The sequence below is a fragment of the Burkholderia semiarida genome (assembly GCF_029268935.1).
Taxonomy (GTDB): Bacteria; Pseudomonadota; Gammaproteobacteria; order Burkholderiales; family Burkholderiaceae; genus Burkholderia; species Burkholderia semiarida.
Window position 1 is genome coordinate 1,180,247 of the sequence record NZ_JAHLCL010000007.1, and the last position, 13,715, is coordinate 1,193,961.

The following is a 13,715-nucleotide window of genomic DNA, read 5'->3' on the forward strand; positions in this document are numbered from 1 at the left end:
CAGCCGGGCAGCGAACCGCTGGATCGCTTACTCGGCGGCGACCGGCTTGCCCGAGGCGTCCGTCACCTTCGTCTTCCATTGCTTGCGGATTTCCGTCTCGACCGTCGCCGGCAGCGAGATGTAGTCGAGGCTGTCGGCAGCCTTCTCGCCGTTCTTGAACGCCCAGCTGAAGAACTTCAGCGTTTCCGCGCCCTGCTCCGGCTTGTCCTGCTTCGCGTGCAGCAGCACGAACGTCGCGCCGACGACCGGCCAGGCTTCCTTGCCCGGCTGGTTCGTCAGGATCTGGTAGAACGACTTCGACCAGTTCGCGCCTGCCGCCGCGGCCTTGAACGTCTCCGTCTTCGGCTCGACCACCGTGCCCGTCGAATTCTTCAGGGCCGTGTAGACCATGTTGTTCTTCTTCGCGTACGCCCATTCGACGTAGCCGATCGCGCCCGGCAGGCGCTGCACGAAGGCCGCGACGCCGTCGTTGCCCTTGCCGCCCGTGCCCGTCGGCCAGTTGACCGTCGTGCCTTCGCCGATCTTCGACTTCCACTCGTCGTTGACCTTCGACAGGTAGTTCGTCCAGATGAAGCTCGTGCCCGAACCGTCGGCGCGGCGGACCACGGCGATGTCCGTATCCGGCAGCTTGACCTTCGGGTTCAGCGCGGCGATCGCCGGGTCGTTCCACTTCTTGATCTTGCCGAGGTAGATGTCGCCGAGCACCGGGCCCGACAGCGTCAGTTCGCCGGCCTTCACGCCCGGCACGTTGACGACCGGCACCACGCCGCCGACCACCGTCGGGAACTGGAACAGGCCTTCCTTCGCGAGTTCTTCATCCTTCAGCGGAGCGTCCGAACCGGCAAAATCGACCGTCTTCGCGACGATCTGCTTCAGGCCGCCCGACGAACCGATGCCCTGGTAGTTGACCTTCGAACCGCCGGACTGCTGGTAGTCGGCAGCCCATTTCGTATAGATCGGCATCGCGAACGTGCTACCTGCGCCCGTGATGTCGGCAGCGTGGGCGGCGACGGCGAAAAGCGCGCCAGCCAGGCCGGCAATCGCGGTTTGCATCAATTTCATGAGACCTCCAGTGTGTGAGCGGATGACTACGGCACCGCGAAGGTTAGGGGCTGCTCATGACGGTAATGTGACAATCGATGAAACTGGCGTGACAGTAACATGACTGGTTGAAAGGGAGTATGGGGTGGCGCGCCGGCGGCGCAGCAGCGGTGATGGCGGCAAGAATTGCCTGCCTCGGAGGGCGGGACGGACGCCGTTTTCACCGGTGTGCGGGCGCGTCGTGGCGTGGCGTCAGCCGGGGCGGGAAGCCCGGTGCGGAGGCAGGCCGGCTTCCGGGGTCGGATGCGTGATTTGAGCGGAAGACTGCGTGGGCGGAAGGTCACCTCTATCAGTACGGCAAACCTTTGCGTCCGACAAAATTACGGCGCCCGAAGGCGCCGCATGCAAATTCGTCAGAGCCGGCGCGCGGGCGGTCGAACCGCCGCGCGCCGCTGACATGGATCAGCTCGTCGCCGCCCGCACCGCGTCGGCAATCGCCTCCGCATGGCGCGCCGCATCGGCCGCCTGCTGCGCTTCGACCATCACGCGCAGCACGGGCTCCGTGCCCGATGCGCGGATCAGCACGCGTCCGCTACCGGCAAGCGCGGCTTCGGCGGCATCGATCGCGGCGCGAATCGACGCGCTGCCCTTCCAGTCGGCGCCCGGCTTCATCCGCACGTTGATCAGCTTCTGCGGGAACAGCGTGACGCCGTCGAGCATCTGTGCGAGCGTGCGGCCGCTGCGCTTCAGCGCGGCCAGCACGAGCAGCGCCGACACGATGCCGTCGCCGGTCGAATGCCGGTCGAGCGACAGGATGTGGCCCGACCCTTCCGCGCCGAGCTGCCAGCCGTGCTCGCGCAACTGCTCGAGCACGTAGCGGTCGCCGACCGCCGCGCGGACGAACTTCACGCCCTCGCGCTGCAGCGCGACTTCGACGGCGAGATTCGTCATCAGCGTGCCGACCGCGCCGTCGACCTTGCCGTCGGTCGCGATCCGATCCTTCACGAGCACGTAGAGCAGTTCGTCGCCGTTGTACAGCCGGCCGGTCGCGTCGACCACTTGCAGGCGGTCGGCATCGCCGTCGAGCGCGATGCCGAGATCGGCGTGGTTCGCCCGCACCGCGCGCACCAGCGCGTCCGGCGCGGTCGCGCCGACGCCGTCGTTGATGTTGAAGCCGTTCGGCGCCACGCCGATCGGAATGACGTCCGCGCCGAGTTCGTGGAACACGTGCGGCGCGATCTGGTACGCGGCGCCGTGCGCGCAATCGATCACGAGCTTCAGCCCGCGCAGATCGAACGCGGCCGGGAACGTGCTCTTGCAGAATTCGATGTAGCGGCCGGCCGCGTCGTCGAGGCGGCGCGCCTTGCCGAGACCGTCGGACGCCGCGCATTCGAGCGGCTTGTCGAGCCACGCTTCGATCGCAGCTTCGGTGTCGTCGGGCAGCTTGTTGCCGTCCGCCGAGAAAAACTTGATGCCGTTGTCGTGATACGGGTTGTGCGACGCGCTGATCACGACACCGGCCGACAGGCGCAGCGCGCGTGTCAGGTACGCGACGCCGGGCGTCGGCATCGGGCCGGCCAGCATCACGTCAACGCCGGCCGCCGAGAATCCGGCCTCGAGCGCGGCTTCGAGCATGTAGCCCGACACGCGTGTGTCCTTGCCGATCAGCACCGTCGGACGCGAGCCCGCCGCGACGTCGGCCGAGCCGGCCAGTACCTTGCCGGCCGCATAGCCGAGACGCAATACGAAATCCGGCGTGATGGGCGCTTCGCCCACCGTGCCGCGAATGCCGTCCGTGCCGAAATATCGACGTCCCATGGGGTCCTTCCTCCTTCGTTTTTCTGACTTGCTTATCGTTGCCGCGCGGCTACGCGCACGGCATTCCAGACTTTGAGCGCATCGACCGTCGCCGCGACGTCGTGCACGCGCAGGATCGCGGCACCGCGCTCGACCGCGCACAACGCGGCCGCGACGCTCGCCGCGACGCGCTCCATCGGCGGCTTGCCGCCGATCACCGCACCGAGCATCGACTTGCGCGACATGCCCGCGAGAATCGGATAGGCGCGCCCGTCGGGGCGCGCGGGCGCCGTATCCGGCAACGCGGCCAGCAGCGCATAGTTGTCGTCGACGACCGCCTTGCCGAACCCGAAGCCGGGATCGACGCAAATGCGCTCCGCCGCCACCCCCGCGTCGCGCAGCGCCTGGGCGCGCGCGGCGAGAAAATCGCGCACGTCGGTCACGACGTCGCCGTAGTCAGGTTCGCCGGCCTGCATTGTCTGCGGCTCGCCGAGCATGTGCATCGCGCACAGCCCGCTGTTGCCCTCGCGCACCGCGTCGATCGCGCCCGGCTGGCGGAACCCCCAGATGTCGTTGATCAGGTCCGCGCCGGCGGCCAGCGCCGCACGCATCACGGCCGGCTTGTAGGTATCGATCGACAGCGGCACGTTCAGCGGCCGCAGCGCCTCGACGAGCGGAATCGCGCGCGCGAGCTCCTCGTCGAGCGGCACCGGCGGCGCGCCGGGGCGCGTCGATTCGCCGCCGATGTCGAGCAGGTCCGCGCCATCGGCGATCATCCGCTCGGCCTGGCGCAGCGCATCGTCGCGCGCGAGAAAGCGGCCGCCGTCGGAGAACGAATCGGGCGTGGCGTTGAGGATGCCCATCACGAGCGGGCGTTCGAACGTCAGTTCGAAACGGCCGCACCGGAGCGGCGCGGGAATGAACGGGGACACAGCGGAATCGGACACGAGCAACGGACGTGAATGAATGCAAAACGGGCCGGTGTGAAGCCACACCAGCCCGTATACGGCGCTAAAGCGGAGATTATGCCGCCGGCGACGCCGGCGCCGGCGCGGTGCCCGGCTTGACCTCGGCGGCGGCGCTGCCGCCGCCCGACGAATCGCCGCCGACAGCCGGCGAGCTCTTCGGCGAGCGCGGCGGACGACCTTCCATGATGTCGTTGATCTGATCGGCGTCGATCGTCTCCCACTCCATCAGTGCGGCCGTCATCGCTTCGACCTTGTCGCGGTTCTCTTCGAGCAGGCGGCGCGCGAGGTTGTACTGTTCGTCGAGCACGCGGCGGATTTCGGAATCGACCTTCTGCTGCGTCGCTTCGGAGATCGTGCGCGTGAAGCCGCGGCCGAACGGCGACGCATCGTTCTCGTCGTCGACGTACACCATCGGCCCGAGCGCGTCGGTCATGCCGAATCGGGCGACCATCGCACGCGCCGTCTGCGTGGCCTTGTTGAAGTCGTCCGATGCGCCGGTGCTGACGAGGTTCATGAACAGCTCTTCGGCCACCCGGCCACCGAACAGGATCGCGAGGCGGTCGAGCAGGTAATCCTTCGAATACGTCTCGTTGTCATGCTCCGGCAACTGCCACGTGACGCCCAGCGCGCGACCGCGCGGGATGATCGTGACCTTGTGCACCGGGTCGGCCTTCGGCAGCAGCTTCGCGATGACCGCGTGGCCCGACTCGTGATACGCGGTGGCGCGCTTCGCTTCCTCGCGGATCACGGCCGACTTGCGCTCCGGACCCATGAAGATCTTGTCCTTCGCGTCCTCGAAATCCTGCATCTCGACGATGCGCTTGCCGCGACGGGCGGCGAACAGCGCAGCCTCGTTCACGAGGTTCGCGAGATCGGCGCCGGAGAAGCCCGGCGTGCCGCGCGCGATGACCGCCGCGTCGACGTCGTTCGCGATCGGCACCTTGCGCAGGTGCACGCGCATGATCTGCTCGCGGCCGCGGATGTCGGGCAGCCCGACATAGACTTGGCGGTCGAAACGGCCCGGACGCAGCAGCGCCTTGTCGAGCACGTCGGAACGGTTGGTGGCGGCGATCACGATCACGCCCGAGTTCGCCTCGAAGCCGTCCATCTCGACGAGCATCTGGTTCAGCGTCTGTTCGCGCTCGTCGTTGCCGCCGCCCATGCCGGCGCCCCGATGACGGCCGACCGCGTCGATTTCGTCGATGAACACGATGCACGGCGCATGCTTCTTCGCCTGCTCGAACATGTCGCGCACACGAGCCGCGCCGACACCGACGAACATTTCGACGAAGTCCGAACCCGAGATGCTGAAGAACGGCACCTTCGCTTCACCCGCGATCGCGCGGGCGAGCAGCGTCTTGCCGGTACCCGGAGGGCCGACCAGCAGCACGCCGCGCGGAATGCGGCCGCCCAGTTTCTGGAATTTCTGCGGATCGCGCAGGAAGTCGACGAGCTCGGACACTTCTTCCTTCGCTTCGTCGCAGCCCGCGACGTCGGAGAAGTTCACCGCGTTGTTGTTCTCGTCGATCAGCCGCGCACGCGATTTCCCGAACGAGAACGCGCCGCCTTTGCCGCCTCCCTGCATCTGCCTCATCATGTAGAACCAGAACACGATGATCAGGATCGTCGGCCCGAGGTAGTACAGCGCGGACATCAGCGCGTTCGGCTCGTCGTCGGCCTTGCCGCTGACCTGCACGCCGTACTTCATCAGATCGCCGACCATCCAGATGTCGCCGGGCGACACGATCTGGTATTTCTGGCCATCAGCCGGAGTGACGGTGAGGTTGCGCCCCTGAACGATGACGTTCTTGACCTTGCCGTTCTTGGCGTCGTCCATGAACTGCGAATAGGACACGCCTTCCTGGACGCGGGGCTTGTCGAACTGCTTGAACACCGTAAACAGCACCAGTGCGATCACCAGCCACACCGCTGCCTTCGAAAACATATTGTTGTTCAAAGCACCACTCCTTCACTCGTAGACGAGCGCCTACATTTTCCTTGCGGCGCCCCTCGGTCATTCTAATCCAGTCCGACCACCCCTGCCATAAGCATTGACAACCGCCGCGATAGCGCTTCGCTTGTCCGGCAAGGGCCGGAGCCCGTTTGCGGCAGCGCCTGCGCGTCAGCGCGGATGCTTCAGCTGCCGACCCAAAATGAACGTTTCGGACGATTTGTCGCGAGATGCCTTGGGCTTGCGCGGCGCGACAACCTTAAACTGCTGTTTGAACTTCTCGACGATCTGGCTGTAGCCGCTGCCGTGAAAACACTTCACGAGCAGTGCACCGTCCGGCTTCAGATGGTTCTGCGCGAATTCGAGCGCCAGATCGCAGAGATGCTCGATACGCGCCGCGTCCGCCGACGCCACGCCTGAGAGGTTGGGGGCCATGTCGGAAATAACAAGGTCCACCGCGCGGCCTTCGAGCACCTCCTCGAGCCGGTGGAGGACGTCGTCCTCGCGGAAGTCGCCCTGCAGGAAATGGACGTCGGCGATCGGCTCCATCGGCAGGATGTCGAGCGCAACGATCGTGCCGTCGATGCCGCCCTCGCGCTCCGCGTCGCGCTTCTTGCCCTGCGCGAGCTTGTTGCGCGCATACTGGCTCCAGCTGCCCGGCGTCGCGCCGAGGTCGACGATCACCTGGCCCGGACGGATCAGCTTGTCCTGTTCGTCGATTTCCTTCAGCTTGTACGCGGCGCGCGCGCGATAGCCCTCCCGCTGCGCCATTTTGACGTACGGGTCGTTGATGTGGTCGTGCAGCCAGTGCTGGTTGAAGCGGTTTTTTGCCATTCGAGAGAGAGATTGCTGCCCATTGCTTCGTGAAGCCGCGCTTTTAGCGGATAATACGCGTCTTCTTCGCGCGGCTGCGGCCCCTTTTCAGGCCCAAGCCGCGATTTTACGTGGTTTCGGCGCACGGCTGACGCGGTATCGCCCCGCGATCGCTTTTCAGTCAGCGCGCCCTTATTTAGATTTCGACATTTCCATGCCCGCCCTTTCGCTTTCTCCCGCCGAGCGCTCCGCGCTGCGCTCCCAGGCCCATGCGCTCAAGCCCGTCGTGCTGATCGGCGCCGAAGGGCTGACCGACGCCGTGCTGAAGGAAATCAAGGTGCACCTCGACGCGCACCAGTTGATCAAGATCCGCGTGTTCGGCGACGAGCGCGACGAACGCATCGCGATCTACGACGAGATCTGCGACCGTCTGAACGCGGCCCCGATTCAGCATATCGGCAAGCTGCTGGTGATCTGGAGGCCGGAAGCCGCTGCGGCCCCGGCCCGCGGCCGCCGTGCCGGCGCGCTGCCGAGCGCGGCGGAAGCCGCCGACGACAAGAAAGGCCGCGCGCCGCGCACCGTCAAGGTCGTCAAGGTGTCGCCGAACGCGAGCCCCGTGCGCCGCCCGCGGCCCGTGAAGGTCACGGTGCGCGGCAACGAGCGTGTGACGGCGGGCGGCACCGTGAAGCGTGCGAAAAAGCGGCAGGCCAGCACCAAGCGGCCGTTCCAGGACAAGTAAGCCGCTTGCGCGGCACGGATGCCCGTGCCGCCCTGCCCCGTCGTTGCGCAACGCGCAACGACGGGCGCTCAGGCTTCGCGCGCCGGCAGGCGCCAGATCAGCATCAGCCCCAGCACGCTCTCGACGAGATAGAACACGCTCGAGACGCCGTGCAGCATCCCGAAGCGGCTCGCATACGGCGAATTCGCGATATCGGTGCCCGCGTCCATCGCGGCCACCCGCAGCGCGTTCATGAACGGCTGCAGCGCAAAATACCCGACCAGCACGCACACGACCATCGCGGCGACGATCCAGCGCACGCGGCGATACTCGTTGCCGCCCCGCCGCACCTGCTGGTTCGACAACGCGAGCAGCAGCACGCCGCACACGATGCCGACGATCGCCTCGATGCGGAACAGCTGGGCGGCGACCGAACCGGCCGTCATCCGCTCCAGCGTCTTGAACAGGACGGGCGCTACCGCATACCCGATCGTCAGCAGGCTGCCGACCCATACGGCCGACAGCAGACGGAACACGCGATGCGGCATCACGTCGCCCCGCTTCAGATGTAGCTGACCGAGATGATTTCGTACTCGCGCACGCCGCTTGGCGCCTGCACGGCCGCGACGTCGCCTTCGGACTTGCCGATCAGCGCGCGCGCGATCGGCGAGCTGACCGAGATCAGGCCGTGATCGATATCGGCTTCGTCGTCGCCGACGATCTGGTACTTGACCGTGTCGCCCGACTCGAGATCCTCGAGTTCGACCGTCGCGGCGAACACCACGCGGCCATCGGCGTCGAGCACCGTCGGATCGATGATTTGCGCGGCGGACAGCTTGGATTCGAGTTCCGCGATGCGGCCCTCGATAAAGCCCTGCTTTTCCTTCGCTGCGTCGTATTCGGCGTTTTCGGACAGATCGCCCAGTGCGCGGGCCTCCGCGATCGCGTTGATCACGGCCGGCCGCTCGACGGACTTGAGGCGCTGCAATTCATCGCGCAGTTGCTCCGCGCCACGCTTTGTCAACGGAATGGTGCTCATAAACGGCTCAATCGCTAAAAACGGCTATAAAAAAAATCACCGCGATTAAGCGCGCTTCCGATGCACTGGAAACACCGCCTAATCGCGGCACGTGTTGCTTCGACAGGTAACTGAACGCTTAGTTTAGGCGAGCGTGAAGACCTTGTAAATCATAGACTTCCAGATCCTTCAGGTAGCGCAGGCCCTCGACGGCCGCGCGCGCGCCCGACATCGTCGTGTAGTACGTGACCTTGTGCGCCTGCGCGCTCATGCGGATCGAACGCGAATCGGCGATCGCCTGGCGCGTCTCGTCGACCGTCGTGAACACGAGCGCGATCTCGCCGTTCTTGATCATGTCGACGATGTGCGGACGCCCGTCCTTCACCTTGTTCACGACCTTCACCGGCACGCCGGCCGCTTCGATCGCGGCAGCCGTGCCCTTGGTCGCGACGATCGGGTAGCCGAGGTCGTGCAGCATGCGCGCGACTTCGACGGCCTTCGGTTTATCCGCGTCCATCACGGTCAGCAGCACCGTGCCCGACTCCGGCAGGCGCGAACCGGCCGCGAGCTGCGACTTGAACAGCGCTTCGCCGAACGTGCGGCCGACGCCCATCACTTCGCCGGTCGAACGCATTTCAGGCCCGAGGACCGGGTCGACGGTCGGGAACTTCACGAACGGGAACACCGCTTCCTTCACGCTGAAGTACGGCGGCTCGACTTCCTTCGTCACGCCCTGCTGCGCGAGCTTCTGGCCGACCATCGCGCGCGCCGCGATCTTCGCGAGCGGCAGGCTGGTCGCCTTCGACACGTACGGCACCGTGCGCGACGCGCGCGGGTTCACTTCCAGCACGTAGATGATGTCCTGCTTCGAGCCGTCCGCCTGCGGCACCTGCTGGATCGCGAACTGCACGTTCATCAGGCCGACCACGTTCAGCGCCTTCGCCATCGCGCCCGTCTGCCGCTTCAGCTCGGCCACGGTTTCCTTCGACAGCGAGTACGGCGGCAGCGAGCATGCCGAGTCGCCCGAGTGGACGCCCGCCTGCTCGATGTGCTCCATCACGCCGCCGATGAACACGGCTTCGCCGTCGCAGATGCAGTCGACGTCGCATTCGATCGCGTCGTTCAGGAAGCGATCGAGCAGCACCGGCGAATCGTTCGACACCTTCACGGCCTCGCGCATGTAGCGCTCGAGGTCGCGCGGCTCGTGGACGATTTCCATCGCGCGGCCGCCGAGCACGTACGACGGACGCACGACCAGCGGATAGCCGATTTCGTCGGCCAGCGCGAGCGCTTCGTCCTCGGCGCGCGCGGTGCGGTTCGGCGGCTGGCGCAGGCCGAGGTCCTGCAGCAGCTTCTGGAAGCGTTCGCGGTCTTCGGCCGCGTCGATCATGTCCGGCGACGTGCCGACGATCGGCACGCCGTGCGCCTCGAGGTCGAGCGCGAGCTTCAGCGGCGTCTGGCCGCCGTACTGGACGATCACGCCGACCGGCTTTTCCTTGTCGACGATCTCGAGCACGTCCTCGAGCGTCAGCGGCTCGAAGTACAGGCGGTCGGACGTGTCGTAGTCGGTCGACACCGTTTCCGGGTTGCAGTTGACCATGATCGTTTCATAGCCGTCCTCGCGCATCGCGAGCGCCGCGTGCACGCAGCAGTAGTCGAACTCGATGCCCTGGCCGATCCGGTTCGGGCCGCCGCCCAGCACCATGATCTTCTTGTTGGTGGTCGGCTGCGCCTCGCACTCTTCCTCGTAGGTCGAGTACATGTAGGCGGTTTTCGTCGCGAACTCGGCCGCGCACGTGTCGACGCGCTTGTAGACCGGGCGCACGTTCAGCTCGACGCGGCGGCGGCGGACGTCTTCCGGCGTCGCGCCGAGCAGCTTCGCGAGGCGGCGGTCGGAGAAGCCGCTCTGCTTCAGGTAGCGCAGCTCGTCGAACGTCAGCGACGCGAGCGTGCGGCCCACGAGCGCCTTTTCCTTCAGGATGATCTGCTCGATCTGCTCGAGGAACCACGGGTCGATCGCGGTTTCCGCGAAGATTTCCTCGGCCGTCATGCCGATGCGGAACGCATCGCCGACGTACCAGATGCGGTCCGGGCCCGGCTCGTGGATCTCGATCGCGATCTCGTCGCGGTTGGTCGACTTCTCGTCGAGACCGTCGACGCCGACCTCGAGGCCGCGCAGCGCCTTCTGGAACGATTCCTGGAACGTGCGGCCGATCGCCATCACCTCGCCGACCGACTTCATCTGCGTGGTCAGGCGCGAATCGGCTTCGCGGAACTTCTCGAACGCGAAACGCGGGATCTTCGTGACGACGTAGTCGATCGTCGGCTCGAACGACGCCGGCGTCTGGCCGCCGGTGATTTCGTTCTTCAGCTCGTCGAGCGTGTAGCCGACCGCCAGCTTCGCGGCGACCTTCGCGATCGGGAAGCCGGTGGCCTTCGACGCGAGCGCCGACGAACGCGACACGCGCGGGTTCATTTCGATGACGACCATGCGGCCGTCCTTCGGGTTGATCGAGAACTGCACGTTCGAGCCGCCCGTATCGACGCCGATCTCGCGCAGCACCGCGAGCGATGCGTTACGCAGGATCTGGTATTCCTTGTCGGTGAGCGTCTGCGCGGGAGCCACCGTGATCGAGTCGCCGGTGTGCACGCCCATCGGGTCGAGGTTCTCGATCGAGCAGACGATGATGCAGTTGTCGGCGCGGTCGCGCACGACTTCCATCTCGTATTCCTTCCAGCCGAGCAGCGATTCTTCGATCAGCAGCTCGCGCGTGGGCGACAGGTCGAGACCGCGCTTGCAGATCTCCTCGAACTCTTCGCGGTTGTACGCGATGCCGCCGCCCGAGCCGCCGAGCGTGAACGACGGGCGGATCACGACCGGGTAGCCGCTGCCGCCCGTCTCCGCCATGATCTGCGCGTGCACCTGGATCGCTTCTTCCATCGAATGCGCGATGCCCGACTTCGCGGAGCCGAGACCGATCTTGGTCATCGCTTCCTTGAACTTCTGGCGGTCCTCCGCCTTGTCGATCGCTTCCGGCGACGCGCCGATCAGCTCGACGCCGAACTTCTCGAGCACGCCGTGGTGGTGCAGGTCGAGCGCGCAGTTCAGCGCGGTCTGGCCGCCCATCGTCGGCAGGATCGCGTCCGGGCGCTCCTTCTCGATGATGCGCGCGACGACTTCCCACGTGATCGGCTCGATGTAGGTCACGTCGGCCGTGTTCGGGTCGGTCATGATCGTCGCCGGGTTGCTGTTGACGAGAACGACCTTGTAGCCCTCCTCACGCAACGCCTTGCAAGCCTGCGCGCCCGAATAGTCGAACTCGCACGCCTGGCCGATGATGATCGGGCCGGCGCCGATGATGAGGATGCTCTTGATGTCTGTGCGTTTTGGCATGGCTTGTGAATTCAATAAGTAATCGTTGTCGTGGGTCGGCCGGCGGCGCTCAGCTCATGGTCGCGAGCGCCAGCTTCACCGAGAAACCGATGAACAGGCCGCCCACGCTGCTCGCCGCGCCTGCCGCGAGCTTGCGGCGGCGGCGGAAGTGCTCGGCGAGCCGCGCGCCCGCGAAGATCAGCGTGCTCAGGTACAGGAAGCTCGCGCATTGCGCGATCGCCCCGAGCACGACGAACGACAGCGCGGGATGCGGGAATGCCGGGTCGACGAACTGGATGAAGAACGAGATGAAGAACAGGATCGCTTTCGGATTCAGCAGGCTCACGATCAGCGCTTTCCGGAACGGTTTGTCGAAAGACCGCTCGCCGTCGACAGCCTGCCGGGCCTCGACCGGCGCATCGCCGCGTGCGCGCAGCTTGCTCCACGCGCTGCGCAACATCCCGGCGCCGATGTACAGCAGGTACGCGGCGCCGCCGTACTTGACGACGGAGAACAGCAGCGGGTTCGCCTTCAGCAGCGACGCGACGCCCGCGGCGGACAGCACCATCAGCACGGTATCGCCGACGAACACGCCGCAGGCCGCGCGATAGCCGGCCTTCACGCCGCGCTGCGCGGCGAGCGACAGCACGTACATCGAGTTCGGCCCCGGCAGCAGGATGATGAAGATCACGCCGAACACGTAGGTCCAGATATCCGTGATGCCGAGTGCGTGGCCGAACATGATGTGAATCTCCCGTCCTTCGGTTGCGTCGATGACGTTAAGCGGTGCGCTGCTTCGCCGCGTCCATCAGCGCGGTGAAACGGTCGAACAGGTAGCCGATGTCGTGCGGGCCGGGCGACGCTTCCGGGTGACCCTGGAAGCAGAATGCCGGCTTGTCGGTCAGCTCGAAGCCCTGCAGCGTGCCGTCGAACAGCGACACGTGCGTCACGCGCGCGTTGGCCGGCAGCGAATCGGCGTCGACCGCGAAACCGTGGTTCTGCGACGTGATCACGACGCGGCCGTCGCCGAGATCCTTCACCGGATGGTTCGCGCCGTGGTGGCCCGTCTTCATCTTGAGCGTCTTCGCGCCGACCGCGAGGCCCATGATCTGGTGGCCGAGGCAGATGCCGAAGGTCGGCACGCCGCGCTCGATGAAGGCCTTCGTGGCCGCGATCGCGTAATCGCACGGCTCCGGATCGCCGGGGCCGTTCGACAGGAAGATGCCGTCCGGATTCAGCGCGAGCGCGTCTTCCGCACTGGCCTGGGCCGGCAGCACCGTCACGTGGCAGCCGCGCTCGGCGAGCATGCGCAGGATGTTGTACTTGACGCCGAAGTCGTACGCGACGACGCGGTACTTCGGCGCTTCCTGCATGCCGTAGCCGCCTTCGAGGCGCCATTCCGTCTGCTTCCACTCGAACGGCTTGGTGGTCGACACGACCTTCGCGAGATCCATGCCGGCGAGGCCCGGGAACGAGCGCGCCAGCTCGATCGCCTTCGCTTCGTCGTCGGAACCCGTCAGGATGCAGCCGTTCTGCGCGCCCTTGTCGCGCAGGATGCGGGTCAGCTTGCGGGTGTCGATGCCGGCGATCGCGACGACGCCTTCGTCGCGCAGGTAGTCGCCGAGCGTGCGGTCCATGCGGAAGTTCGATGCGAGCGTCGGCAGATCGCGGATGATCAGGCCGGCGGCATGGACTTTCGTGGCTTCGACGTCTTCGGCGTTGACGCCGACGTTGCCGATATGCGGATAGGTGAGCGTGACGATCTGGCGCGAGTAGCTCGGATCAGTCAGGATTTCCTGATAGCCGGTGATCGCGGTATTGAACACGACTTCGCCGATCGTATGGCCTTCGGCCCCGATCGAATAACCACGAAAGACCGTGCCGTCGGCGAGTGCAAGCAAGGCGGGAGAAAAAGACGGCAACACGGGAGGCTCCTTGGGGAACACCCTGCTGCCGACCTGTTTACCCTGCCGCGCGAGCGCCGCGCTGCGTGGGCGCGCGCGGTCGCTTGCTGGACGCGGCCTGCGTTGTCGAGA

The 13,715-nt window shown here is 66.1% G+C and carries 11 protein-coding genes; 1 reads left to right on the forward strand and 10 read right to left on the reverse strand.

The annotated features are described in order from the left end of the window. Positions 1-27: 27 nt before the first annotated feature. The 5 genes from pstS to KPB06_RS18360 form a co-directional block, all read right to left on the reverse strand. On the reverse strand, positions 28-1,062 hold the full coding sequence (gene pstS / locus KPB06_RS18340) for a phosphate ABC transporter substrate-binding protein PstS (protein WP_059644229.1): 1,035 nt from the start codon (positions 1,060-1,062) through the stop codon (positions 28-30). Positions 1,063-1,503: 441 nt separating this feature from the next. Beyond that, entirely contained in the window at positions 1,504-2,859 is a 1,356-nt protein-coding gene (gene glmM / locus KPB06_RS18345; RefSeq protein WP_059573869.1) for a phosphoglucosamine mutase, read from the reverse strand. 32 nt (positions 2,860-2,891) lie between these two features. After that, positions 2,892-3,785, reverse strand: coding sequence for a dihydropteroate synthase (gene folP / locus KPB06_RS18350; RefSeq protein WP_476695709.1), 894 nt, complete (start codon positions 3,783-3,785; stop codon positions 2,892-2,894). 76 nt (positions 3,786-3,861) lie between these two features. Then, positions 3,862-5,763 carry an ATP-dependent zinc metalloprotease FtsH gene (ftsH, locus tag KPB06_RS18355; protein ID WP_059573871.1) on the reverse strand — a complete coding sequence of 634 codons (1,902 nt, stop codon included), beginning with the start codon at positions 5,761-5,763 and terminating at the stop codon, positions 3,862-3,864. Positions 5,764-5,928: 165 nt separating this feature from the next. Continuing rightward, positions 5,929-6,591: an RlmE family RNA methyltransferase gene (locus KPB06_RS18360; RefSeq protein ID WP_059573872.1), complete on the reverse strand. Its 663-nt coding sequence runs from the start codon at positions 6,589-6,591 to the stop codon at positions 5,929-5,931. A 193-nt stretch (positions 6,592-6,784) separates the two neighbouring features. Between KPB06_RS18360 and KPB06_RS18365 the strand changes: the two genes are divergently transcribed. Further along, positions 6,785-7,309, forward strand: coding sequence for a YhbY family RNA-binding protein (locus KPB06_RS18365; protein WP_012328238.1), 525 nt, complete (start codon positions 6,785-6,787; stop codon positions 7,307-7,309). Positions 7,310-7,377: 68 nt separating this feature from the next. On the opposite strand, the gene KPB06_RS18370 is transcribed toward KPB06_RS18365, so the two are convergent. The 5 genes from KPB06_RS18370 to carA form a co-directional block, all read right to left on the reverse strand. Beyond that, positions 7,378-7,836 carry a DUF4149 domain-containing protein gene (locus tag KPB06_RS18370; protein ID WP_059573873.1) on the reverse strand — a complete coding sequence of 153 codons (459 nt, stop codon included), beginning with the start codon at positions 7,834-7,836 and terminating at the stop codon, positions 7,378-7,380. Positions 7,837-7,850: 14 nt separating this feature from the next. After that, positions 7,851-8,327, reverse strand: a complete 477-nt coding sequence (greA, locus tag KPB06_RS18375; RefSeq protein WP_275906228.1) for a transcription elongation factor GreA — start codon at positions 8,325-8,327, stop codon at positions 7,851-7,853. 118 nt (positions 8,328-8,445) lie between these two features. Beyond that, the gene (gene carB / locus KPB06_RS18380) at positions 8,446-11,700 is read right to left on the reverse strand and encodes a carbamoyl-phosphate synthase large subunit (RefSeq protein WP_059573874.1); all 3,255 of its coding nucleotides are present in this window, start codon (positions 11,698-11,700) and stop codon (positions 8,446-8,448) included. Positions 11,701-11,749: 49 nt separating this feature from the next. Continuing rightward, positions 11,750-12,421: a leucine efflux protein LeuE gene (gene leuE, locus KPB06_RS18385; RefSeq protein ID WP_059573875.1), complete on the reverse strand. Its 672-nt coding sequence runs from the start codon at positions 12,419-12,421 to the stop codon at positions 11,750-11,752. 37 nt (positions 12,422-12,458) lie between these two features. Then, entirely contained in the window at positions 12,459-13,604 is a 1,146-nt protein-coding gene (gene carA / locus KPB06_RS18390) for a glutamine-hydrolyzing carbamoyl-phosphate synthase small subunit (RefSeq protein ID WP_059573876.1), read from the reverse strand. Between the last annotated feature and the right edge of the window lie 111 nt (positions 13,605-13,715).

What these genes read in the sequence shown, in the direction of transcription:
- pstS (WP_059644229.1), bottom strand. Translation starts at nt 1,062, where the DNA reads ATGAAATTGATGCAAACCGCGATTGCCGGCCTGGCTGGCGCGCTTTTC.
- glmM (WP_059573869.1), bottom strand. Translation starts at nt 2,859, where the DNA reads ATGGGACGTCGATATTTCGGCACGGACGGCATTCGCGGCACGGTGGGC.
- KPB06_RS18360 (WP_059573872.1), bottom strand. Translation starts at nt 6,591, where the DNA reads ATGGCAAAAAACCGCTTCAACCAGCACTGGCTGCACGACCACATCAAC.
- KPB06_RS18365 (WP_012328238.1), top strand. Translation starts at nt 6,785, where the DNA reads ATGCCCGCCCTTTCGCTTTCTCCCGCCGAGCGCTCCGCGCTGCGCTCC.
- KPB06_RS18370 (WP_059573873.1), bottom strand. Translation starts at nt 7,836, where the DNA reads ATGCCGCATCGCGTGTTCCGTCTGCTGTCGGCCGTATGGGTCGGCAGC.
- greA (WP_275906228.1), bottom strand. Translation starts at nt 8,327, where the DNA reads ATGAGCACCATTCCGTTGACAAAGCGTGGCGCGGAGCAACTGCGCGAT.
- carB (WP_059573874.1), bottom strand. Translation starts at nt 11,700, where the DNA reads ATGCCAAAACGCACAGACATCAAGAGCATCCTCATCATCGGCGCCGGC.
- leuE (WP_059573875.1), bottom strand. Translation starts at nt 12,421, where the DNA reads ATGTTCGGCCACGCACTCGGCATCACGGATATCTGGACCTACGTGTTC.